Below are 24,697 nucleotides of genomic sequence, written 5' to 3'. Positions count from 1 at the left end.
TAAAATGTACCAGATGGTGATGCCTTCACAGTGTGCCTTCAGGTGGTCTAGCACGTTTCTGGACAAAACCTTCTTAGCCGATCCTCTGGTACTTAATTTAAAACTTACGTGAATTAACCAAAATAAGAATAATAATCTAAAGCGAATTATTGTGAGGAATCTTAAAAATATTAACAGATTATATTGTGCCACCATTTTTTTCATGTACCTTATTTATCCTGTTGATTTGCAATGATTTATTAAAGGTAAACATGAACAAAGTAATAGTTAAGGGGATTACTGTAACAATTATGGCAGTTATTTTGTCAGCTTGTTCGGCTCGAGTCGATCATTACACGCCATCAGCGGATAATGCTGTTGCACTTCGCAGTATTGATAAAAAAGTTAATATTAGTGATATCACGGCAACAACAGAAGTTACAAGTGTAATGTGCCGCCTAGCTAATCCAGTAATAATGCCAAACTCTGAAGCTATCAATGAGTACATTGAGAATGCATTTATTGATGAGCTAAAGATGGCTGATAAGTTTGATGAAAATTCAAAAATCACGCTATCAGGTAATTTAAATAACACCACATCATCATCTGGTATGACGGATGGTCACTGGAGCTTTGATATGAAAGTTGAAAGCTCTAATGGCGAGTCTTTTAATGTAGTGCACCGACATGAATATTCTGGTAGCTTTTTGGGCGGAGTAGCATGTAGAGAAAATATGCCCGATGAATTTGAACCAGCAGTAGAAGAGCTAATCAACGCAATTGTGACAGACAGTCGTTTTACCTCACTCCTAAACTGAAAGCTTGAAAAGTGAGATTTCAAGTGAAACTCTCGGCCCAAGCATTGAAGGCTGAGTTCAGTGTAACATCTGAACAGGATTACTATTAATATTGAGGCTGAAGCATCAGCCTCTTTTTCAATATCTTAAATCATAATGACGCATTTCTGTGTTACATACCTCCATGTGTTACATACCTCCGTCAGCATACCTTTGGACAGAAATGAGTTTCGGAGAACCAAGTATTAGCAAATCACGAATTAGCATAAGTATGGAAAGTCACTAAGCTCCCTGTCCAGTATTAATGGTGCACATCATTGTTGAATTGTTCGTTATTATGGACACCTAGCAGCCCAGAGAGTGTTGCCACCTAGAGTTAACAGACATTGCTCTTTTGCGGTAAAGCCGGGGACATCAATACCGCAAGCTCGCTCATATTTCCCGGCGGTATCTGAATGGTAAAATAAACGGCAGGATACGGATTCTGATGTTTTATAAACACCTTCAGAAGCGATGCAGTTTGAATCAGCCTCACAGTCCTTAAAGCATTGCTTATCGAGAATTGCAGCATTTCTTGTCATAACACCATCACTAACGATGTAGCCACCCTCTACCTCAAACCAACCTTGCTTAACGGTATTACCATCTGAGTTTACGAAATCTCGAAGGTTTATGCTCAGTTTGCTCGGGCTTCCACTGCAACTTTGAAGTCTATTGCCTGTTCCATCATCAAAAAAGGTATTAATTGTCATATCAGTTAATGTACCAGTGGGGACTGTATGAATAGCTGACGGGCAGCCTTCTGGATATTGACCTAAGTTTGCTAAAGCCACGCACACATGCTGATGATTCAGTTCTACAGTCTGGTTTTGTGCAGAACTAGATGCGGTAGCGCAATCATATGCATCCCACACACCATCTTTATTGATGTCTTCATCGGTATCGTCAACTCGATCACCATCTAGATCCCAGCAATTAATGCCAGCAACTCCGTTTACACCTTGTTGCCCTGTAGCTCCAGTATTTCCGTTATCACCTTCTAAAGGACACCCAGAAAGTAACGTTACCAACGTTAGCGTTATAAATAATTTTGTTTTCATGAAAATTCCTTAGATAGATAGATATGTGTTGGGACTACCAAGACTCTGAAACTACTGTATTACCAGCTTGGTCTCTTTGCTCGATAGTTTGAGTTCGAGTTAACCCTCGGACTGCCGTATGATCGGTATAAACAACACTACCAACAACATTGCCTTCGCTGCCTATAATCTGGTAGTCAGTAATATCCGTTTCTCCCATAAACCCTTTCGTTCGGGATGAAATTCGTTTTAACACTTCACCATTATTCAGTCTTATTCTAGTTTTCATCCTGCACATCTTTAGGGTTCTAATTTATTTAATTAATCCATACACTTAAAGCGCCAAATAAACTTAGGGCAGAAGCCTAGCAATCGTTTTTAGACATACTACCCATGTTAATTCTTTGGTTAGGAACGAAGAAAAAAAACGATAGCCACCCTACGTGACTAGGGCGGTTGTGACACCGACTTTGTTAAGCACCTGTTTAACCATAGCAACCTCCTCTCTAAGTAAATGGTTAAGCTCGTTTAGATTGAAAAATATGCTAGGATTCAAATCCACATTGTGTAATGCCCTAAGTTTATTTTGTAGGCTGCTTTAACCCATAACATTTTAATATCGTGCCAGCACGAGTTCATACATTCAGAATATCTCAAGTATTGTACCTAACCAACAAAAATATGCATATAGTATGATATTATTCTGATTTTCTAGTTGAAAACCGTGCAAACATACAGTGCTTCCTATTCGAGGCTCGTTATCAATCAAGAACTTCCATTTTGTTCTATAATATTCAATCGCTTAGAAATACTTGAATAGCATATTCGTACGTAACTGTGATTGAAGGTCAGTCTGTAGTGGGTTAGAAGTTTTGGCGACATAATTAGAGATTTAGGCATGAGGAAAAGTAAGGCAAGTTGCTGGGTTTGAAACTGACTTCAATCCCTATCTGACTCACTTTGGGGCAAAAACGAGTCACAACCTCAAACTAAAACTAAAGTCTCCCGATCCTGCATAACTTGAAAGCATATATGAAGACCTTGGTTAACCACTGAGGTATTCACATGAGTAACCTATTCAAATTTACCCCAACTAAACTTAACAACATTCCACCCCACGATAGACGGTCTAAATCCACCAACAATGAAGTCTCCGATACCGAAGTTCAAGGCTTAAAATTGCTTATTGGTAAATCTGGTAAGAAGCGCTTCCTACTAAGGTTTATATCGCCAATCTCAAAGAAAAAATCCAGCATTGCACTCGGTCAATGGCCTGATATCGACTTACCCACGGTTCGCAACAAAGCACGTAAGTTAAAGGTACAAATCGCCGATGGTATCGACCCTAAACTTGAAAGAGATAAGCAAGTCGAAACTCAAGTACCGACCTTGTACGACTTCTTTCACGATACCTTTATTGTTTCTAAGAAAAGCAAAGGTAAGAAAACGTGGCGTGATGATATCGCTAGGTTTGAGCACTGGAAACACCTACATACGAAGCCTATCGATAAGATAACAGGTGTTCATTTACACCAAGTTCAAGCAAAGCTATTAGCAACAGAGTATCGCCCCGGTAAGAAGTACGCAGCAGCCACGGTCGATCGTACTATTGCCTTGATGAAAACTATCTTAAAGGAAGCATATCGCCTTTTAGACATCCCCTATATCGGCGATAAGGTCTCGCTTATCAATCCAGATAACATGAGGACTCGCTACTTAACCATGGAAGAAACAGCAGCAGTGATACGTACATCACGAGATTACTATTGTCGTGTTACTGGAAACTTCATAGCGCTTCTGTTTCTTACTGGATGTAGGGACTCTGAACTTCGAACCCGAAAGTGGAAAGATATCAGTTTGATTGATAAAACCATGTTCGTTCCTGATACCAAGAATGGCACAAGTATGACTGTACCACTGACCCCATTCATGGTTGAGCTATTCCGGGAGTTGTTAAACATGAGACAAAAAGGCAATCCATATGTGTTCTTTGGTCGCAAGGATAGAAGCCATATATCTCAGCCTAGAAATGCTTTTACTCGAATCAAAGAGAGGGCAGGGATTAAGAATCCGAAAGAGGTTTGTTTTCATGTTGCCCGTCATAGCTTTGCGACAAATTTAATCGAGAATAATGTCGATGCGCTGACTGTACAGCGTTTAATGAACCACAAAGATTTAAGCAGCACTCAGAGGTATGTTAAGCATTCTAAGGAAAAGCTGCTCAACAGCTCGGGCACTTTGTCTTCGGTATTGAAAGAACAGGCTCCAAGGCTGGCACACCGCATCAGTTAAATAGTTTTAACCTTAAAATCAAACATATATAAAAATTACATATACGCCCCTACTGGCTCTCGCTAGTAGGGGCTTTTTCGTATCTGGAATAAGGGAAAATCATGCAGATAGTAAAAGAGTTTACAGGGCTTCAGAATTTGGAATTGCCTAATACAGATAAGGCTAATCTTATCGAGCATTTAGCTGAAGTAACGGATGGGGATTTAAACGAGCTAGAGAAAAGTTGGGACGAAATAGGCATCACTCTGATTTTGTTCGATGAGAGTGATACCAATCAAGACCTTCATGATATGGATGAACAAGCCAAGTACCTGATTGATTTCGTCACTGTTCACCCTGAGTACGTGCTACTTATCGGCTCTATGGTCATTGCTCTAGGTGTCCTTAACGACCATGGCTCAGGTTGTTTCCTAGCCGGATATACCAGTACTCAACTTCATCCAATTCAGACGCTATTGACTCAGGTTGATGGCGAGTAGTCACTCACGCAGCAATATTTCACATTATCACCGACAGGAGAATATCTATGAACCAACGCAAAGTAGACCCAGACTTCCCTAATGCTGGCACTCAAGATGAGCAGCACCAAGAGATTAATCATTTCGAACAAATCGTATTAACAGGTGCAGCGCCGAAACTAGCAGGGACTGGCAAGGTCTTGTACGAAGTGGCGTTGCATAATGAAGAAAAGCAACTCTATTTCAGGATTGCAGGGCAGGAGGGTGGCGCAGGGCTCCATTCAAAAGAGTGGCTACCCGTTATAGCAATGCTTGAACTGATAGAAGCGCAGAAAGATAAACCATGGAAAAGTCAGCTGTACAAGCAGTTGTTTAATGGAGGTTCAGCAAACAACCATTCGTTCTGTTCTGTAATAATTCGGGACTTAGGTTTAGCATCAAAAACGGATTCATCTCGCTACTTACATGTACTTTCAACAGACTTCGAAGATAAGAAAAGTGCATTACTGGCACTCGCCAAATCTCAAACCACATCTAAGAAAAAATAACTCTGCCAGACAGTAAGACGACAGAAGAAATTTGCTAGGTCGATGAGTTGTAACCTGTTTACTTCATCAGGTGATTAACGCCAACGAACGATGAGTAATACAGTCACCACGGATATCACCACTCGACGGATTTCAAATTTCTTGAGTTATCACTGGAAGAGTTAATGACGAGATCAGAATACTCACCTCGAACCAAGCCATTTCCCAGTTTTCATACCTCGCACTACACAAGAGTGCATCCCTAACAAACTAAAAGAGAATTTATTATGAACTTAACTTTTGACGTTGAGCGATTACTGCTACCTGTCAGTGTCGATCTTCAAGAGACTTTAAACCGAGTGGTCAGCGAATCAGGCAAATGGACACCCATGAGCCAATCGGTCGTGATTAGCTTCCGAGATTCGAGCTATAGCTCTGAGAACGGTGGATACCACCCTATTGAGATTTCCATTAGTAGACTTGGTGACCAATGGGTTTTCGACTACATCACTGACTTTAGTTACTGTGGATTGATGCCTGAACTTGAGAAAGAAATCGACTTTGATTTTGGTCATGGTGTGGCTTTCATTCGATACATGGGTGAAGTTCCCATTACTGAATCCAGTGTCGCTGAGTTTTATTCGATGTGGGAAACCAACTTTCTAGGCTACATCGGAATGGACTGCTTTGATGAGATAAAAGTCACGGTGGATTAGTCCATCACTAACGAATCAAGTTGAAAGCACCATGTATGCACCATAAAATCCGCCTCTCACTTCCTAGTGACACTAAGGCTTCCTATTGTTCCATGTAACTCATGGTGTGATGGGAAGCCTTTTTCATTTGGGTAGCAGGTGTTTTGTTATTAAAGGCTCCCATTGCTATCTGGAAGCAATGGGAGCGAGTGTTTAGGTTTAGCTATGGCGCGTAACGTATAGAGGTCTTGAGAACGACTTCCCCCGGAGATTTTCCATAGTCATACGTTCTAATTACAGCGCCAAGAGCGCACCTTAATTCAATGTTTACAGCTCGGAGTGAAAACTTGGTCATTTTCACTTTTGGTATGAGAAACAAGGTCAAAATGGGTATTTCGCTAAATGACAGAAATAAGCATTGATTGGAATAGGAACTTGTCATTTATAAGCTCAATGACAAGTCCAATCCATTAAAACATTCTCACTAAAACAACCAAGTTATCTGGCTCAAGGTAACCACCACAGCAACATTGGTGATATCGACGATAAACAGATATGGATTGGATTCAGTGATTTGAAGCAGAGTTCTAGCATCAGTTCTCATAGTAATACCCCTATATATTCAACCTGCTCAAAGCGCAGTTATTTATTAGTTAGTCACCGTTCGCTGAAAAACAGCATCGTTTTTGAGTCTTCCCTTAACTTGTATCGGTTCGAAGCTTGGTAAAACACCCCAGTATCCATACCTAACATCGAAAGCTTAAAAACCGGTGCATAGTTGTTTCTTTATGACATGGAGCGACTACAACAGAGAACAGCAACAACATTATGTCTTGGTGGTTGCATTTCGTCTTAACGAACCATCAACAAGCCCTACAACGTACTTCAATTCGCTCAGTGTCTTCTACTTGGTCGAATCTAAATACGCTTGGAGCTCTTGCTTCAACAAATAACGTATCCAATCAGGTGAGAGCACCTCTGCATGAGGTAGCCACGTTTTAAGTTGGCGTATTAACTCTGGAATGTTCTTGGTTTGGTGACTAATGAACACATCCCCCGAATCTAGTTCTTTCAACACTCTGAACTTATCGGCATTACCTTCATTTAAGAATGCTTCTACCCCCTTAACGCTCATCTGTATAAGAACTTCAACGGGATTGGGGCGTTCATCTTCATATCCACAACCAGTCAGCTTCTGCTCAACGCTAGGGTCGGGAGAGTATTTATCCTCGTAACGCACTAACTCACGAATCTTAGCCACTCTGAGTGACTCTAGGCGGTTTCTGTGTGTCCCGACAATGAACCACAATCCGCGTTCATTCAACAGTTTGTAGCTGTGGAACTCATCGTAGGTTTTCCCTTCATGGCTAAAGCTAATCACGTTTCGTCGTTGTATCGATTCGATAAGTTTCTCGAACACTGAAGCACATTCACTAATGTCCTCGACTTGTGGGTTCTTGAAGAGAAAGGGCGGTGTGGTTTTGTTGTTCAATACGCCATTGCTTAGATAGTGCTTACCCGAAAACAAAGTATCGAACCCCATGTTTAACAGCAGGAGAGATAGCTCATTATTGGTCTGTCTGCCCAAGAACTTAGGGTCTAACGAGTAACAAGCACCGTCACGTTGTATCGGTAAGTAGTTTAACCGTTCATTGAAGTCACGATTTAACGCCCTTCTTGCAACTCCAAATTCACGACTTAAATCTTCTAGATGCAATTTCTCACCCGTATTCAAACGGGTAAGGATGATGCCAAGTCGTTTCGCTAGTTTGTCATGCTCTTTCATTCTACGCATTGTAGATAGGTCACTCGCCAGGTGGTGTCGTGGTCGGAAAGAACCTGATTATTTCTAGCTAATTTTCATAAGGTTACTGATATTGCTATAGCTTTCATCGGTTACCTCAAGGTATGTCTTACAAGGCATTCATCAATCATTTCAATATTTCTACACCTGAGCGACACACCCTGTCGTTCACCCTCTTTAAACTAATCATCAATCACGTTAACGCCGTCTTTATCGGTGGCGTCATTACGTATTTAAGGAAAAACAATAATGAAAACATCAATCATCCTGCTTGGTCTAACTTCGCTATTCGCATCTTCAGTATTCGCAGGTGGCACGTTCGGCGGTAATCCGGGCGATATATCTAAAATGAAAGAGCTACTAGAGCCTCAATGGAATGGTAAGCAGGTATTCAGAACACATCGTCTTACGGTGTCATTGTGCAATGGAAAGCGGATGTCTGTGGGAGCATGAACGGTCATGCCACTGATGCGGCGAAATGCACCTCAGACACCCCGAAAGGTAAAGCACAATAAGTTTTGTTGCGGAGCTTGGCTCTCGATATCTCAGTTTCGAAATTGGAACTCTCTAGGCTGAGACATCAATGAGCTCCGCAACACACTAATCAACCAACAAGAAGGAGCCTTTACATGGCGATTAAATCGATAACAACATTAGTCACAACCTGTCCTGCATGTGGTGAGCGTGCATATGATGATGGTAGCTGTCAGGTGTGTGGTCACTCTCACTAAAGCTGCATTCACAAAAACTCTAAAGGGTCATGTTCTTCATCGAGCATGGCCCTTTTTTCATATCTACAGAAAAGGAGTAAGTACGTGGATAAAGACAACTATTCTGAGCCACAAAAAGGATCAGAGACTCTATCTAAAAGTAGGAAGGAGTTAGGATTCAAAGCTGCCCAGCTTGGTGGTGCTATAGGCCTTCGACTTGGCGGGACGTATGGAATGTTAATTGGGACAATCTGCGGATTTTCAGCAGGAATTTTGATTGATGAGGTGCTGGAGGACTAGTTAATCAATAAAGCAGGAACGCATGTTTCTGTTTTTTTTATATCGACAAGAACAAACCATATGGTCAAGTGGTGCAGACTGCGGGGGTAACTAAAAGCCTCTTACGGTATTTCAAGTTTTGTCCGTGACTCTTAACAAAGTAATAACCCTGTTAGGTAGCACTTCGCTGTACAGGAATTACTTTTAATTAATCATTAAGGATAAGGTCATGGAAAACTTCAGTAATATTATCGAACACAACACAAGTGAACTTAAGAACGGCAATATGAGTGCATATTTGTCTGTGCTTGAAGACAGTATTTATCAATACGAAAAAAGATATGGACCGATGAAAGGCAGCGCTTATCTAAGTAACTACGTTCGGTCTTGCTTCCGCAATGATTTAGTCAAGAAAGGTGGTTACGATTCCTTTGGTCGCAAGCAATTCAAGACTTATATCAAACGTTGGTTCCACAAGGTTGGCGAGAGATAAAAACCACAGGTGGTGCATCGAGATCTTGTCTCTACGTATGTCAAAAGCGGACACCGAGCCTAAGTTAATAAATTTAAAGGTTTCGAGTCCGCTTTTTATTTGTGAACAGTGTTGCTGAATTGTTTTTGGACAAAATAAGTTATAAAAAACCTAGTTGAGCAGTTCTAAGTCAACGTAACAGTTTCATAATCAGAGATGATTTCTAAAACATCATCAAGGTAGTCCATAGCCTCTTTAGGACAGGTGTTTTCACGCAAATACGCGGGGATATCTAATGAGAATTCATCTCGTGTAATTGGTCGCTCAAGAATAAAACGTTCTATCATGTCGGCACGCAGTAGCTTCTCGCTCGGAGCCGTTTCCGGATATTTCTTGCCAATGACATGATCTCGATAACGAATTAAAGCATCTTTCAGGCTCTCAACTGCCTTGAAATCAGTATCCGAGCAGGTAGTTGTCGATGATTCTATTTCCTCAAGATTTAGCTCCTCATTAACGAGCGCTTGGACTGGTGTCGAACGCGCTTTCAACTCTTCTATTATGGGTTTCAATTCCGCTTCTGGATGTTTAAACCAATCGGTCGACCAAATTCGTCGTATCGTCCAGCCGAGCCTCTCAAGGACACCTTGGCGCACACGATCCCTGTCTCGTGTAGATTTACTGCTATGATACGTTGCACCATCACACTCAATCCCCATCAAGTATCTACCCGGCATACCTGGGTCTCTTACGGCTATATCAATAAAGAAGCCTGCGACACCTACTTGAGGTACGCATTCAAAACCATGCTTGGAAAGTGCGCTCATTACAGTAATCTCGAAGTCACGATCGGGCTCTCCCTGCTGGGTTCCATCTTGGCCAATAAGTTGGCCAGTTTGCGCAAACTGGAGGTAGGCTTTTAACGATTTTACGCCAAGGCTGCTAGATTCGCTTAGTACAATCTGTTCTGCCGTCATTGAGCTGTATACCTGAATACGTTTTTTTGCACGTGTAAACAATACGTTTAATCGGCGCCAACCACTGGTGCCATTTATCGGACCAAAACGTTGAGGAATACTTGAAGCCCCTTTCTCCTGGGGGCCATACGTAAAGGATATATAGATAACATCGCGTTCATCCCCTTGCACATTTTCAAGGTTTTTGATGAATAATGGATCTTCACTTTCCATATTTTTCATATACGCTGTTCGTAAAAGTGCATCTTTGGAAATAGCACTTTCAAGATCGGCTTCAATCATGTCTCTTTGCTTGGAGTTCATCGCAACTACGCCCAAACTCTCTTCCCGTTTATGGAGTAAGTGGTCTCTAATCGCCTTGACCACCACATGAGATTCTGTCTGGTTAACACTACTAATGAATCGGCCATCCCCGACGTGATTGAATTTAATCCCATACTCTTCCGATTGATCCCATGGCGAAGGAAAGACCACAAGATTTCCGTCATAGAATTTATGATTCGAGAACTCAATGAGGCTTTCATGGCGAGAACGGTAATGCCACCTTAACTGACGCTTATCGAAATAAGCACTAACGGCATCCAGTATGCTTTCTGCCTCGCCAATAACGCCAGTCTCTTCGCTATCACCGTCAATTTCATTGGCTACGGATTTTTCGAAAAACGAGGTTGGTGGAAGTTGTTTGGAGTCGCCAACGACGACAATTTGTTTTCCGCGGGCAAAGCAGCTCAGAGCATCCTGTGGTTTAACCTGAGACGCCTCATCCATCACAACGATGTCAAAATTAAGGGCTCCGGGTGGTATGTATTTCGCCACCGCCATTGGGCTCATCATAAAGCAAGGTTTGTGACCAATCATGGCATCGCCCGCGCGTGTCACCAGATTGCGAATTGAAATATGGCGAGTTTTTTTCTCGATTTCACGTTGTAATAAGGCATTGCTAGTGTAGCTCGTCGCTTTGGCTCCACGCTTACCCTGTGGTATATCTCTCTCTGCCGCTAACGTTGCGACTCGCCTGCGTTGTAACTCTTTTAACTCCTCGTCATATTTCGAGAACTGCTGTTGAATAGCCGTCTGCTCATGACCAGACATTTGCGACAATTCCGGTTTCTCCCGATAAATCTCTCTCGCTAATGCATGGTATGTTGCAAATTTCATTGCGTTTTTTGCGTAATCAATCGAGCGACGATGTTGGCTCAAGAACTCATTAAGAAGGCTAAAACCTCCTAATTCCATGCGTTCTTTTGCGTACAGGTACTTGATCCAACTGTCCAACCACGGACCGTTTTGAGCGGCAGCTTTATTACGTTCAATTACGTCAGCCATGAAAGGGCCGCAGCTTTGCAGCCAGTTGTTCCGTTCACTTCCTATCGATGCTAAAAACACAGTCTCTGTCTTCCATACCGTTTCAAGCTCAGACGCCAATTTAGCTCCCGCGTCTCGTATAAGATCAATATCTGACACATTGTTTTGACGTTTGATCAACCATGTAATGTGTTCATTTTTACAGCCGTCACTCACCTGTTTGGCGTAACTGACGGTATCAGCAACAACACTGAACGATGTGGGCGTTGCTCCCGTATCCAGTGGAGTAAGTTCAAGCTCTGTAGAGAAAACATGATGGCAAATATCCGTCGCCTCAATCACCCTGCGAAGTTCTCTGAGCGATTGACCCTCATGGATTTTCTTATGAAGCTCATTTTGCGAGATTTGCGTATTCACCAGATACTGCTGACAGTTTCTCAGGCACTCAGTTATCTGGCCTTGAACTTGACGTAAAGGGTTGGGTTCAGCAGACCAGTCTGACTCAGAATTCGCCAAACAATCAGCAGCAGTGAAGACAGAAGACAGTTTGTCGCACTCTTTTCGCAACGACGCCAAGTGATTGACCAAGCCCTGTTGATAAAGATTTTGCACACCACGAAACACGTCTGTTGGTACTAAAAACAAGGCTTGTGCTAACGCCACTCTCTTGCCAAAACCAATGCCATATTCGACTCTCACTCGCTGATACCAATGTGCCATTGTCGCCACCAGCTCGACATCGGTATTCAACCCTTGAAAGTAGGCACCTAATAGCTGGTTGTTTCTTGTGTCTTCGCAAAAACCATTAGATCTCGCTAACCAGTCCGCTGCACTCTCCAGTATCGGTGCGATCTTTTTTGCATCGAACTTTGGCGACTTAACAAACGCGGAAACTGATTTTTTCGCTTCTCTCCAGGAGGGGTTTAACCAAGAGAAGAGTCCTGTGTTAGCTAACTCAGCAGCATAGTGTTGTAACATTTCAACCGATGGTAGTTTATCTGTTGAGATCACCTTTTCGAGTGCCTCATGTTCAGTGATTAAGCGGGTATGTTCATCAATGAAATCGGTAGTGAATCCAGCCAATGCCTCGTTATCAAACAAAGGAGATCTGTTAGTAATATATTGCTTTGGCAGTACAGCGGCCAATGAAATGAAAGTTTCCAGCTCTTTCAGACCTGATAATTGGCAACCGAGCAAAGAGAGCGAGGCATCAGGAAGATGCGTAATAAGCTCAGCGCGTGAACCCTGAATTATATTGAATAAGTCGATCATCTCATTCAGTTTCAATAATGCTCGGGCAATGTCATCAAAGCTTGTTTCGGGGGCCACTCCCAATGCACTTAATTGTCGGATGGCTCGGTCGATATCTTCAATGAGATCTGTGTTCTCGATGACCTCACGTGTAAAGGTATCTTTCATATTCAGATAAGAAGATGCCAAGTCTTTATGGCGACATAGATACTCATCCAATTGCTGAATGTGGTTAGAAGTCATAGTACTAAAAGCCTGAAGATCAACGCGCCCTTGAGGCAAGGGTATTGTCTTCCAGTCTTGAATTAATGACTCTGCATCATAAAGTGAACCATTACAACTTAATGGGACATCGTATGATTGGCAAAGCGTGACGACGTGTTCACACCAAGTAGACAGGCGAGAATTCCAGTCCTTCAATTCATCAATAACCTCGTCAGGGTCATTACCCGAAAGCGCTTTATTCGCCACCCCAAACCAAGGGTGAGAGATCCAGTTTCCCTCTTCCGGTAGTTGTTTGCTGACAAGGCTCAGATAGTTGTAAAAGACTTCAAGCTGCTCAACTTTCTCATCCAATTTAGCGTTACTGAATGATTCACTGGTCACGTCCTCTGGCGCTATATCTTTGAACTTCAATGGCGCGACTTCCGCTTCATAGCGAGTGGCTGCCATCAATATCTCATGAACAGTAAGCCCGGTGCTTTTCCACTCCCGGTTAATCAATTGAACATAGTTCTGCAGTCTCTCACGAGCTCTCTCTAGTCGCTCAAGTTCACGAACGTACTGACTATTGTTGTGATAGAACGTCGGTCCGTTTGAAATTCGCTGCTTAAAATCATCCAGTACTAGCCGCTTCTGTGCTTTGTCACTGTGCAAATCTAGACAAAAGTCACCTAGGCCTGCTTTATCCATACGCCGCTTTACCACGTCAAGGGCAGCTTGCTTTTCAGCCACAAAAAGAACGGTTTTTCCACGAGATAATGCTGCCGAAATGATATTGGTGATAGTTTGTGATTTACCGGTCCCTGGTGGACCTTCGACAACCAGGTTCTTACCATTCAGCACATCAATGAGCACGCTCATCTGTGAACTGTCGGCATCCTCGATCATTGGGTAGCTTTCATGAAGGTTCTTAACTTCGTCAAGTATATAGCTATTAGTACTCCCCACAGAACTGGATATATGAAATCCATCTTGGAAGAATCTCTGAATCACGTCATGCTCTAATAGGTTACCTTCACCTTGAGGCCAATTCCGAGGGTCTAAATCGCGATACATCAGAAGTTTCCCCAAACTCAGCGTTGCCAAGGTTGCGAATCGGCGGACTTTCCAACGTCTCACGACGACATCGTTTTGTTTTCTGGCCAACAGCTCGTTGACTTCTTTATAGTACTCTTCTGGGGTCAGCAATCTATCTTCATTGTCGGGATCGACAATCTCTGGCAGAGTTAACCCAAATTCTTGCTGAAGCTTTTCACGTAAAATCAGGTTTTGAATTATGTCTTCGCCGTTGTATTTGATCTTATAGACCGCAACGCCATTACAATAATCTTTAGTGATGGAAATCGGTAACATGTAAAGTGGCGCCAAACGCTTATTCCCCCCCTCGGCCTGATCAACCCACTCCAAAAAACCAAGACATAAAAAGAGAATGTTATTCCCTGTTTCATCAATGGCAGTTTTCGCCTCTCTGGCTAGCTTCTTCACCGCCACATTCAATTGAGCCTCAAAAAGCATTGATTGCAAGTTAGTGTCTGTGTGTCTGCCATCCATCGCTTGTTCTAAATGGTTAGGCAATTCGAATTTGTTATCGATACCAAGGACTCCTGCCCATTCTTTAGCGTCAGGATCCTTTTTCAACTGAATATGCTTACCTTCTTCTTCATTCCATTCCAAATAACCATGCTCAATCAACTCACTTAGCTTAGGTTCTGGAATTGGAGTGAGCAGCATCGACTTCTCTGACAGAATAAGCTTCGCAAGCTCATTCGGAAGTTCATCAACAATTCGCACGAAGGAGCGAGTGTTTTGGTCGAGGTTTAACAAACGAGACCGCCCACCAGAAATATCTAGCAGTTTCTGACGCATACCTTCAAAAGCAGAAACCAAAAAGTTATCTGGGTATATGATTGGTGTTTCGCGATTCATGATGAGCGAGTTATTTTCTGCATAGTGGAGTGTCTATTCGACATTGAAGATACCGTTTTTTTACTTGAAGAAGGGGGTATGTTTGTTTCTGTGGTTGGCAGGATAGTCTGATTTTCTCGGGATACATTGCTTAGCCGTGGCTCCGCCAATAAACTCTTTATATGACTTCTCAGCTCAGTATTTCTACGCTTATGGCGCCTATTCGCTAACTCAGAATCAATTTCTATTAACGTTTTATGGTCACATTTATACTGCTCAACAAAATCTTCCAATTCATCAATTTTGTATTGTTTAAACCTGTTTGACATCCAAAGCACCTAGGAAGGAAGTTATTCAACTCGTCTATTAATCAATTTGACTTATAGGCAAAAGTACCAGACTGTTAGGTTAGGAAAAACTAATCTAATGATATAGAGGTGATTTTTGCTCGGTACTTAACAGAATCCGTATTGTTGCTAAGCCTGTCTTGGTAACAGGTCTTTGGGCAAAGCTAAGTTAGTTATTCACTTGTTCAACCACTCTTCAATGGTGTTCACATTGCCATCTTTATTCCAACATTTAGGTTGTAAAGTATTGATGTCTGTTCGGATGTTTAGTTGAGGGTAGCGCTCCTGAATGACCTGAATCATTACCTGAGACGTCAGGCTCGCAACTTCCTTTAATTCTTCTGTTGGTGCCTCAAACACAAAAGCATCATGTAATGCGACAATCAACTTAGCATTATGGCGCTTATATAACTGATGTAGGCGATTACCCGCGATTTTAAACAAGGCTGCAGCAGTGCCTTGCACTGGCATGTTGACCATCCAATTCTTTTCTTTGCGGTTACGTTCAGTATCTTGGGGACGTAATCGTTGTAGACCCGTTGCTGTACTCACATAGCCACGAATAAAACCATATTGTGGTGCTAAATCCATAGACTTACCAAGGGTAGGAAACATATCAAGAAACTTATCCATTAGCTGCTGGGCTTTAACCTCGTGAACTTTAAGTTTCTTAGATAAGCCGTAGGCTGTGATTCCATAAATGAGCCCTAAAGTACACTCTTTCATCACGTTGTGCTTATCGCTGTGGTGTTCTTTGAATATATCAGGCGTACAGGATTGGAACTCCATTGGTAGTTCATCTAAATAGAACTCTTGAGCTAATGCTGTGTATAAATCTCCTGCATTGTACTTCTTTATTAAGTCTTTATCGTTATACACAGCAGCCGTTATCGCCACCTCAATCTGAGCAAGATCAACCTCACCAATACCATATCCCTCAGGTGCAACAACGATGGGGCGAAGAACTGCAGGTAACCCTAGGAGGTTAGGAGCCATTGTTGCTTGTCGGCCTGTTACGGTATCGAGGTGCTTATGTATAGGGTGAATGCGACCACTCCCTCCGACGAGTCCCGGTTGAAATATGACGTCTTTAGAAATGGATACCATATTGGTGTACTTGGCTAGTAGTCTGATGGTGGGGTGCAAATTGTAGTTAGTACTTAATGCCTCTCGTTGAAAGCTATAATCGCAACCATCCTTGAAGTGGTGCAGCAACCCTAATGAATTAAAGAATGTAACCTTGTTATCGTGGCTGCTTGGATTGATGAGACCATAAGCTGCAAGCTCTGATTGCCATTGTGCCAGTTTTGCTTTCGTACCTTTCAAGATTTTGGAACATTGCTCTCGACAAACAAGTACACCGTTTCTTTCCATACCCGCATTGGTAATAATCCAAGGCATTTCTACGTTTAATAAATGGTTATAAATACCCTGAATAACCACAGCTTGAACTTGCAGGATGTATAGCTTAGCCACTTCCACACATGTCGTTTCAGTCTGTTCTAATGGGGGACTATCTTGGCCGTAGCGAGTTGTTGTGGCGATTAAGCTATAGAAGTCTTTCCGCTCTTGCGTAAAGGATTCTTGAGCATCAATTTTCGATGATAAATCATCAAACTCATGATGTTTATTTAATTGATGAAGTCCTAGGTATCGTGCTTTTTCTGCAATCAAAATATCCCATATTTGATGTGGCTCGTTGAGCCCTAGGCGCCAGAGGCAATGCAGGACACTATTAGCGTTGTAAGCTGTAAATATGACGGGTAAGTCAAACAGTGCTTGTAAGTGGCTAATTTCAACGTTCGACTCTAAGTTGATTATGAAAGTATGCAGTTCCATGGAAACAGTGTCGCCTGTACACAGTGTTAAGCATAGTTGAGTAGGTTTAATCGTTGAAATATCGTATTTATCGTAACCATTCGGCAAAGTGACAGGTGCTTTAGGGTAGGTATACTTACAATCAATACTAATGTGGCTGATAGGCAGTTGTAGTGCTAAGTCTATGAGGGCGTTTAGTCCATTAGACGTATCAATATGCGAGGTTTGTCCATCGGTAAAGTGAGTACCTCTAGGCAAAATAGGTATTGATTCTCTTTTAGGTTTATTTGTTTGAAGGTGTCGTTCCGTTCCTGGTAGCAAATTCATTGGGGTTTCCTTGATAATTGGGGCAGTCTAACTAATTGGGGCAAGCAACGTCTTTGGATTGATAACGACGGACTGTCCGCACACTGATACCGAGAAGCTTGGCTATTTCTGTTTGTTTGAGGTCTTTGGCACTGAGAGCTATAACATTATCAGCCGTCGTATTACTGCTGCGCTTACGCTTTGTGACTAGTCCAAAGTGCTTACGTAATTCTGCTAAATTAGAGAATTCTTTATCGTAGGTCGTAGCAAGAGCATCATTACTCTGGAATGTAATAATTTCACGGTTTTGGGTAAATGGACGAACACGACCTACAGCTTGAACAACCGTCCCCATTTCTAAGGTTTGCAGCATAGGGTTAGCCACTTCTGCTACATCGGTAAAGCGAAATTGTTCATCGGCTACGATGCCATAGCGTCGGCGTGGTTTTTTTGAATAGGTTATGGCGACATCGATCCGTTCACTATTAGAACGCAAGTCCTGAACTGAATTACTCAGCGTATCTTGCTTTACATAGTAGCTATTAAGGCAGTAACAACAATCAAACCCTTCGTATTGATTGATACCAATAACCCCATAGTGAATAACGGGTACTAAAGTCACGTTAGGGCTTTCTGTGTAATGCTCACCGTGTATGATGCGGACATTATTGATCCCTTGTTCCACTAACAGTTGGTTCATTGTTTTGACGCAGTAATCAACATGAGCTTTCTTCGATACTAGTAGTACTCGCTTACCTTCCTGAATTCGTTTAGTCGTGAGTTGTGTAAAGACATCAAGGATTTGAGGTGCGTTTTTAATGAAATTAGAACTAGCCCCAATGGCCGATGCAATGTTCAACCACGTAGAGCTTTCGCCTTTAAACTCATAAGTTTCGTATGGTGAGTAAAAGTCTATACCTAAACGCATCTTCAAAATGGATAGGTGAGTGGTACCACTGTACAACAGAACATCACTATCAGAGGTGAAAGGAGGGGCTGGAAAATGGATGTCACCATTAGGTAACTTTTCTCGGGATTCAGCCATGGAATAGCCGAAAGCTTGCAAGTCATAAATAATGTTATGAAATGACTCACCAAAAATAGCATCACCTACGGTTAATATCTGCGTCATCTCATTGGCATCAATGCGCGGGAAGTGCCATGCGCTAGTATCTTGTAAATCTTCACTTGGTGCGCTGAGTAAGCAATTCAAGTAGTGCCCAAGAGTGGCTTTGCATTTTTGGGATATAGCAGATTGATCTGTTGCTTCTATCAACTGTTGTATGGAGGTAGGTGAAAGTGTACGGCTGTAATTCGCCAGGCTGACATTGGCCTCATCAAAGATAACTAGCACTCTTTCGGCTTTCGCTTGTTGTTTTACATGAGTAATGAAGTATGGGTTATGCTCAAGGTGAGCTTGAGTAGCAAAAGCAACCTGCTTGTTTTGTAAATCTTTACCATATTGACTAGGCCAAAAGCATTCAGCGCGCTTGGGGCACAATTCACAACAGTGACGTTTTCCTAAATGACCTAGGTTACGGGCCTCATAGGCTTGCCATGCTTTGCTTCGTTCTTCGCCGCACAGGTTGGCTGGGCGAGGGCGGATATTGATAACTTCGATATCTTTTGGGGGCTTTTGGATGAATTTACGTTCATCTATGATTTTTCGTGTAGGAGCCATGACAAGTACAAGGTCGTACTTCTCTTGGCGAATAGCGGTTTCAATAACTAGATCCATGTTATAGGACTTACCCACGCCTACTTGCCAACGGATGACTACATGCTGGTGGTTATAACAATGCTGAAGAATGACTCCAGCATCGTTCTCTTTTCTGAAATCGGCGAGGCGTTTAGCCCCGCTAATTAATGTCTTACTTGTTTGCATTAGGCCACACGACCGCGTTTAAGTATGAGGCGTGTTGCGATTTGAGGGATAGTTTCTAGTTCTTCATTTGTTCTGATTTGGTAAATGTCAGAGAGAGCGAACTCACTCTTGTCGTACGCTTCTTTAAATTCCATAACCTTGTCTTTATCAATCACAATGCCCGCCGGAATATCACTAGACGTTACTTCATAGTGGTAACCTTTCTTGACAATATTAACCAATAGGCCTCCTTTATTAAGCAACGGCTTTAATTGCGGTGCTAATGAGGTTGGTTTTAGTGTTGGGGGGATCGCGAGTATTTCCATGCGCTCTTCGATAAAATTGTAGGCAGGTGTAAGTATGTGATGGTCTAACTTGATTTGAGCTTCACACAGTGTGCAGTTTTCGCCATTGCACTGTATGTATCCTTTTTCTTCTGGTGTATCAATGTAGTGAAAATAGGACTTCTCAAAAACATTCATTACAAATGATAAAGCGGAACCATTGTCATCTAAACGAGAACGGTATAGGGCCTCAGGTTTAGTAAATATAGGTTGGTTGGCTGTGTTACCACCGAAAATGTCATCAAAGGTACCGCTTTGGTTACGACCGTGATTGCTTATTGTTTTTTGTTCAGTTGTCATGCTTTTATTCTCTACGTTGCTTTTAAAGGGGGGTTTTGTGTTTGAGTGATTAAGGCGTATCAATCTGCTTTAGCGCATCAATCAGGTGACCCCACGTATCTGATTGGGAAAAATCATTGGTTAATGCATGTTCAGCATCAAAGTAAAATGACTGACCGTCAGCAAAATCAACGCAGTCGAAGCATTCGCTGGCCAATGAAAAAGTGGAGGCACAAAAGAATTCGATGGCATGCGGGTGGTAAAAAGGTAGATCTTTACTTGCGTAGCCCACTGCCTCATAAACTGAATTAGGTATGCTTTGAGTGGTGCTTAAGTCATGTGTGCAGGTAAATATCTTTCTTGCGTGACCTAATTGATGAACGGTATCAATGGTTAACACGTCGCCTTCACGGCTAATGGTGTTAGAGGCTAAATGTAATTTTTCATTGAAATAGAATTCAATGTGTTCATCGCCTTTGTTTTCATATTCTGCTACGCGTTGTACCGTCATGACGGCAATAGGTGTTCCCCCTCCATCACTGTAAGAGACATCCTCATTTTCCGTAAACAAACGGCCATAATGCAGTGGTAATTCTTTACGGTTGTAAGCTAAGCAAGTCGCCAAATAGCCTATGCGTTTGCCGTGCAAGAGGTACTCTTGGTTAGAGGTGCCTTCATCCGTAACCATAGTTTCTAGATTGTCATTCATATTAATCTCCATTTTGAAATTATAACTGCGAGGTAAATTTTTCAGGCTTCAAGGTTACGACTTGTGACTCAGTGATGTCAATAAATAATTGAAAAAAAATTCCTGTAGCGTTAAAATTTCAATTGTGAGTTAGAGGGGAAAGTATGAAGTCAAAGGTCGTGGGAAAAGTAAGTATCTTTACGCTGATATCAGAAGCGGTAAAAGATTTAAGAATGTATGGCACTGATTTTGTGTTGGGTTTAGGCTTAACGAAAAGAGTTAAAACTAAAACCAAACAAGCAGAATATGCCGATTTACTGGGCGTTAAAGGAGCGTTTTATTCTCGTCTGGAAAGTGGTAGTTCAGCATTTAACATCGCGCAACTCCATACCTTGTGTGAAGCCAAGGGGCTTTCATTAGGAGAGCTTTTTATCTATGTAGACCACAAGAAGAAAGAACTAATAAGTGCGCGGTATCAAGTCGTGACAGAAGCATTACCAATTGAACAAGATGTAGTGCGTAAAGACAACTGGATTGAGGAAAAGGCGACGGCTCTCAATAACAAGTGGACCCGTGAACAAAAGAGCTTAAAGCAATATAAAGACCTAACTGATCAACAAATCGCAGCTAAAAGGCAAGAGCATGAGTTACATGCTAAGCTTTTGTTTGCTGACAAGTTTGGCCATGTAGAAGATGTTGAGCTACAGGCGGGGCATTGGGACGAAGCGTTCGGCGAAGATAGAGCGAAAGAGTAGACGCAAGCTTGCGTGTAAAGTGGACGCGAAGCCTAATTAGATTACCTTATAGGTTTGGTGTCCATTTTAGCGATAATTTTGTTAACACACCTATGAGATAAGACGTATTGAACCGTCTTTGAGCCTCTGTAACTGTGTTATGAACAACCTAAGCCAATCAGGGGATTAGGCAGTAATAATTTGGTGCTGGGTGCCGGAAGCTATTTATTATTCTCACTATCTGTCATTTGTGTTTTAATGCACTTAAATGCTTATTGGCCGAGAGTGAGATGGCACGACGTAAAGATGGAATCATATGGCACTTAATGGACGCTCCATGGTGGCTTAGTGTTTTGCTCGCAGGTGTTATATATCTAGGGCTTTCGTATCTGTTGCCTAGCTTAGCCGCTGGTAGTGATAATTTTATCTTCAATGCTGTAGCGCCTAACCTCCCCTTAATGGCTCCCTATTTCGCCTTTCTATTTTTATTTCCTGCACCTATAGCGTTCTTTAAACAGTACAAACGAAGGCAAAACTATCTAGCGACTACCTCCCAAATTAAAACGCACAAGAACACTTCACCGTTGAATGACTTAAGTTGGATAGAGTTTGAAAGCTACATCGGTGAATACTTTAAATTTCAAGGTTATGAGGTCAAACAGTCTTTCTCTCAGAAGCCTGATGGCGGCGTTGATATTTGGCTGACGAAAGAGGGGGAGTTAAGTCTTGTACAATGTAAGCACTGGAAGACTCGTAAGGTTGGCGTACAAGTTCTAAGAGAAATGTACGGTGTCATGATCGCAAACAATGCCAGTAAGATGATTATTGTTACATCAGGCGACTTTACTTCAGAAGCAATTGCCTTTGCTGTTGATAAGCGCTTGTGGTTGTTTAATGGCAGTGAGCTGGTCCACATGGTCGAAGATGGACGCAGCTTTCTGAATAAACCAGCAATACCTGAACCTAAAAGAGTGTCGGCAGTTGAACATAGAGTTTGTCCTAGTTGCCAATCTGGGCTTGTGATGCGTGTTGCTAAAAGGGGAGTTAATTCGGGTAAGAGTTTCTATGGCTGTTCGACTTATCCGAAGTGTCGGTACACCTGTGATTGATAAGTATAGGATTGGGGTTGTTCTTAATCAAAGATAACGAGCATTGCTAAAAGGTGATATCACTCAAGGTTGTTTTTACGTAAAGGCAGAGTGCGGAATATGATATATATGCATTTTGTTTTATTATCTTGTGGCGGTTTGAGTTAAAGCTAGGTAAGCAGAAAACGAGCTGGCCTGTTATTAAAAAATGTTATGAATCATAATCAGAGGTGAGGATTTGAAACCTAAAGTATTTGTTGCATCATCTGTTGAAGGACTTGATGTAGCCTATTCAATGCAAGTAAATTTGCAGCATGATGCAGACCTTACTGTTTGGAGTCAGGGCGTTTTTTCTCTTTCAGTTACGCCATTAGATTCAATTACGGAAGCGCTAAATTCATCTGATTTTGGTATTTTTGTTTTTAGCCCTGACGATGAAACTAAAATGCGTGGAAGTGTAAGTGAAACAGTAAGAGACAACGTAATTTTTGAACTAGGTCTTTTTATAGGGAAACTCGGGAAAAGGCGTTGTTTTATTGTTATGCCAGATAACATTGATTTTCATATTCCGACTGATCTAGTAGGTGTCACCCCAGCAAAATACTCTGGTACGAGAGCTAGGTCCGAAATTGCGGCTTCTTTAGGACCTGCATGCCATGAAATCAGACAGGCTATGAATTTACAGGGTATACATAATGAACAAAAATCGCAAAGTCACAAAATTCCTGCAAATGACCACGATAATTACGATGAAAACGACAAAATTGCTCTTCTAGAAGCTTGGTTAACATCTGAAGCTGAAGAGGAGAAAGCAATTAAGTATATCGATATTGATAATCATCTAAAACTTGAGCTTGGTTCAACTAAAAGGCTACTTCCTACTATTTTTCAGCGTAATCCTGCGTTTAAAATTGATATTACTGGTAGTAATGTATTCAAATTTCATTACGAACAGGTTTATTTTTAAGTGATTTATAACAAGCTATTAGACAAGGAAAAAACAATTGGCTTTGCTCCTTCGTCGCTATGGAACTTTACCTTTGGTGAAAAATGGAAATCTTTAGAAAGGACGTTGGTGATATGCGTATTTTTTTAGTTTTACTATTTTTAAGCACTTTAGTTGGATGTGGAACAACTCCTATAGCTTATCAGTCTAATACTGTTCCTGTTGAAAAAGCCCCAATGCTAATTGATAAGATGGTAATGACTCAACACCGGGCTTGGAAACCGGACTACTTTGTCATTACCGAGCACTATTTTGGTTGGGACTTTGGTACTTACTCACATGGGAGTGGGGTTAGTAGTGCTAGTTATTATCCATACAATAATGTTTCTAGTGGCGTTATTTTTTCCAGCTCTTCTACAAAAACACGTCGAGAGTCAGAACGAGTATATTATGATGAAATAGCCGATGTTAAATTACTAGATTGGACTCGAAAATTTAAGCAATGGTATGTTGTCACCCTTTACCGAGAAGATGGAAGTAAAATAATACATATCCTTCGTACTCGAAAGCTGGAAGATGCTCAACTGATGATTGATGCTATCGATACATTTCTTAACAATAGAGCAACAGGAATAGACCAGGTAAGTTTGTAATACGCATGTTATTTGACAGTGAACCGCCACGCCCGAAGGCAACGGGATTTTGAAGAGGTAGTGTGTTGAAGTGATTGGAGGGGTGTTTATGGTCTATATATGGTGCATCAATATCGTCGCCAGCTCTGCGGTAGCATCTCCATCATTTCAATAGCGATTACGATAAGGGCGTCATAGAACAAGGCACCAAGTCGGCGCATTACTCCTGCTGGTGGCATTGTGTTTGTTGATGTCATGGTGTTATTACTTCTTCAAAAATTTAGGCGTCAGAATATAGTCTAAGGCTTGGCGTGAAAAGAGACATGACGCACAGCTTATGACTTAGTGGCGAAATTATCGGCAAACACACATGAATTCAAGTTTTTATACTTGCCACATCAGTTCGCATACGTATAATGCCAAACATCGAAAGGGCAATGCCCCAAGATAATGCCGGTATGGTGAAATTGGTATACACGACGGATTCAAAATCCGTTGCCTTCGGGCGTGGCGGTTCAAGTCCGCCTACCGGTACCATATTTAAATGATAAAGCCTCGACGAAAGTCGGGGCTTTGTTGTATCTAGGCTAATCAAAAGCTTAGCTCAGTTTTCCTTTCTTGTTATCAGCTCTATTTCCCTTCTAATAGACTCTCTTTATCAGCCTTGAGTTTTCTTCCATGGTGCATATATGGTTCATCACATGCTGATTCTGTGCTCAAAGGAATCCTAGCAAATCCAACAAATGCAAACTTCTGTAATCTCGCAAGCCAGTATCACCAAGGGCTGTGAGCTTGAAGAACCATGGTGCGACCATGGTGACTTTACGGTGCTATGAATTTTTAATGTGGTTCTGGTTTGAGTAGAAGATCGTTTTGATAGGGTTGATCTGCACCAGAAG

19 protein-coding genes, 1 tRNA gene and 2 pseudogenes are annotated in these 24,697 nt (G+C 41.9%); 13 read left to right on the top strand and 9 right to left on the bottom strand.

Annotated elements, in window-relative coordinates; translation table 11 throughout:
* Nucleotides 1–251: 251 nt before the first annotated feature.
* On the top strand, nt 252–797 hold the full coding sequence (locus AB4589_RS03275) for a hypothetical protein (protein WP_371712715.1): 546 nt from the start codon (nt 252–254) through the stop codon (nt 795–797).
* Nucleotides 798–1,111: 314 nt separating this feature from the next.
* Here the strand turns inward: AB4589_RS03275 and AB4589_RS03270 are convergent, their stop codons facing one another.
* Nucleotides 1,112–1,876, bottom strand: coding sequence for a hypothetical protein (locus AB4589_RS03270; protein WP_102503837.1), 765 nt, complete (start codon nt 1,874–1,876; stop codon nt 1,112–1,114).
* Between the two features lie 34 nt (nt 1,877–1,910).
* Nucleotides 1,911–2,144 (bottom strand): hypothetical protein, encoded by a 234-nt coding sequence (locus AB4589_RS03265; RefSeq protein ID WP_305399727.1) that lies wholly within the window; start codon nt 2,142–2,144, stop codon nt 1,911–1,913.
* Nucleotides 2,145–2,920: 776 nt separating this feature from the next.
* On the opposite strand from AB4589_RS03265, the gene AB4589_RS03260 reads away from it, so the two are divergent.
* From AB4589_RS03260 to AB4589_RS03245, 4 genes are all read left to right on the top strand, one after another.
* A complete protein-coding gene (locus AB4589_RS03260; RefSeq protein WP_372099332.1) occupies nt 2,921–4,147 on the top strand; it encodes a tyrosine-type recombinase/integrase in 1,227 nt (408 codons plus the stop codon).
* 101 nt (nt 4,148–4,248) lie between these two features.
* On the top strand, nt 4,249–4,626 hold the full coding sequence (locus tag AB4589_RS03255) for a hypothetical protein (protein WP_372099330.1): 378 nt from the start codon (nt 4,249–4,251) through the stop codon (nt 4,624–4,626).
* A gap of 47 nt (nt 4,627–4,673) precedes the next feature.
* Complete coding sequence (locus AB4589_RS03250) at nt 4,674–5,153, top strand: hypothetical protein (RefSeq protein WP_372099328.1); 480 nt, start codon at nt 4,674–4,676, stop codon at nt 5,151–5,153.
* Nucleotides 5,154–5,419: 266 nt separating this feature from the next.
* Nucleotides 5,420–5,848, top strand: a complete 429-nt coding sequence (locus AB4589_RS03245) for a DUF2787 family protein (protein ID WP_372099326.1) — start codon at nt 5,420–5,422, stop codon at nt 5,846–5,848.
* An 883-nt stretch (nt 5,849–6,731) separates the two neighbouring features.
* Here AB4589_RS03245 and AB4589_RS03240 read toward each other — a convergent pair.
* A complete protein-coding gene (locus AB4589_RS03240) occupies nt 6,732–7,613 on the bottom strand; it encodes a helix-turn-helix transcriptional regulator (protein WP_372099361.1) in 882 nt (293 codons plus the stop codon).
* A gap of 267 nt (nt 7,614–7,880) precedes the next feature.
* Here AB4589_RS03240 and AB4589_RS03235 point away from each other — a divergent pair.
* The 3 genes and pseudogenes from AB4589_RS03235 (at nt 7,881) to AB4589_RS03225 (ending at nt 9,113) form a co-directional block, all read left to right on the top strand.
* Nucleotides 7,881–8,146: pseudogene (locus tag AB4589_RS03235) on the top strand (hypothetical protein).
* Between the two features lie 300 nt (nt 8,147–8,446).
* Nucleotides 8,447–8,641: a hypothetical protein gene (locus AB4589_RS03230; protein ID WP_010434983.1), complete on the top strand. Its 195-nt coding sequence runs from the start codon at nt 8,447–8,449 to the stop codon at nt 8,639–8,641.
* 208 nt (nt 8,642–8,849) lie between these two features.
* Nucleotides 8,850–9,113, top strand: a complete 264-nt coding sequence (locus AB4589_RS03225) for a hypothetical protein (protein ID WP_076646354.1) — start codon at nt 8,850–8,852, stop codon at nt 9,111–9,113.
* A gap of 164 nt (nt 9,114–9,277) precedes the next feature.
* On the opposite strand, the gene hhe is transcribed toward AB4589_RS03225, so the two are convergent.
* From hhe to AB4589_RS03200, 5 genes are all read right to left on the bottom strand, one after another.
* Entirely contained in the window at nt 9,278–14,773 is a 5,496-nt protein-coding gene (hhe, locus tag AB4589_RS03220) for a DUF4011 domain-containing anti-phage protein Hhe (RefSeq protein ID WP_372099323.1), read from the bottom strand.
* A gap of 503 nt (nt 14,774–15,276) precedes the next feature.
* Nucleotides 15,277–17,244 carry a DNA polymerase gene (locus AB4589_RS03215; protein ID WP_372099321.1) on the bottom strand — a complete coding sequence of 656 codons (1,968 nt, stop codon included), beginning with the start codon at nt 17,242–17,244 and terminating at the stop codon, nt 15,277–15,279.
* A gap of 31 nt (nt 17,245–17,275) precedes the next feature.
* On the bottom strand, nt 17,276–19,108 hold the full coding sequence (locus AB4589_RS03210; RefSeq protein WP_372099319.1) for a helix-turn-helix domain-containing protein: 1,833 nt from the start codon (nt 19,106–19,108) through the stop codon (nt 17,276–17,278).
* Entirely contained in the window at nt 19,108–19,731 is a 624-nt protein-coding gene (locus AB4589_RS03205) for a hypothetical protein (RefSeq protein WP_372099318.1), read from the bottom strand. The genes AB4589_RS03210 and AB4589_RS03205 overlap by 1 nt, the downstream gene beginning before the upstream one ends.
* A 49-nt stretch (nt 19,732–19,780) precedes the next feature.
* The gene (locus AB4589_RS03200; protein ID WP_372099316.1) at nt 19,781–20,419 is read right to left on the bottom strand and encodes a hypothetical protein; all 639 of its coding nucleotides are present in this window, start codon (nt 20,417–20,419) and stop codon (nt 19,781–19,783) included.
* A gap of 143 nt (nt 20,420–20,562) precedes the next feature.
* Here AB4589_RS03200 and AB4589_RS03195 point away from each other — a divergent pair, with 143 nt between their 5' ends.
* From AB4589_RS03195 to AB4589_RS03180, 4 genes are all read left to right on the top strand, one after another.
* Nucleotides 20,563–21,153 carry a helix-turn-helix domain-containing protein gene (locus AB4589_RS03195; RefSeq protein ID WP_372099314.1) on the top strand — a complete coding sequence of 197 codons (591 nt, stop codon included), beginning with the start codon at nt 20,563–20,565 and terminating at the stop codon, nt 21,151–21,153.
* 269 nt (nt 21,154–21,422) lie between these two features.
* Nucleotides 21,423–22,241, top strand: coding sequence for a restriction endonuclease (locus AB4589_RS03190; protein ID WP_372099312.1), 819 nt, complete (start codon nt 21,423–21,425; stop codon nt 22,239–22,241).
* 217 nt (nt 22,242–22,458) lie between these two features.
* On the top strand, nt 22,459–23,187 hold the full coding sequence (locus tag AB4589_RS03185) for a TIR domain-containing protein (RefSeq protein WP_372099310.1): 729 nt from the start codon (nt 22,459–22,461) through the stop codon (nt 23,185–23,187).
* A gap of 113 nt (nt 23,188–23,300) precedes the next feature.
* The gene (locus AB4589_RS03180) at nt 23,301–23,819 is read left to right on the top strand and encodes a hypothetical protein (protein WP_372099308.1); all 519 of its coding nucleotides are present in this window, start codon (nt 23,301–23,303) and stop codon (nt 23,817–23,819) included.
* Nucleotides 23,820–23,959: 140 nt separating this feature from the next.
* On the opposite strand, the pseudogene AB4589_RS03175 reads toward AB4589_RS03180, so the two are convergent.
* Nucleotides 23,960–24,055: pseudogene (locus tag AB4589_RS03175) on the bottom strand (RDD family protein); the annotation flags it as partial.
* Nucleotides 24,056–24,250: 195 nt separating this feature from the next.
* Between AB4589_RS03175 and AB4589_RS03170 the strand changes: the two are divergent.
* A tRNA-Leu gene (locus AB4589_RS03170) sits at nt 24,251–24,335 on the top strand.
* The last annotated feature ends 362 nt before the right edge of the window (nt 24,336–24,697 follow it).

This window comes from Vibrio sp. 10N.222.49.A3, from assembly GCF_041475145.1.
GTDB lineage: Bacteria > Pseudomonadota > Gammaproteobacteria > Enterobacterales > Vibrionaceae > Vibrio > Vibrio tasmaniensis_A.
This window is presented reverse-complemented; position numbering and strand designations above follow the sequence as displayed.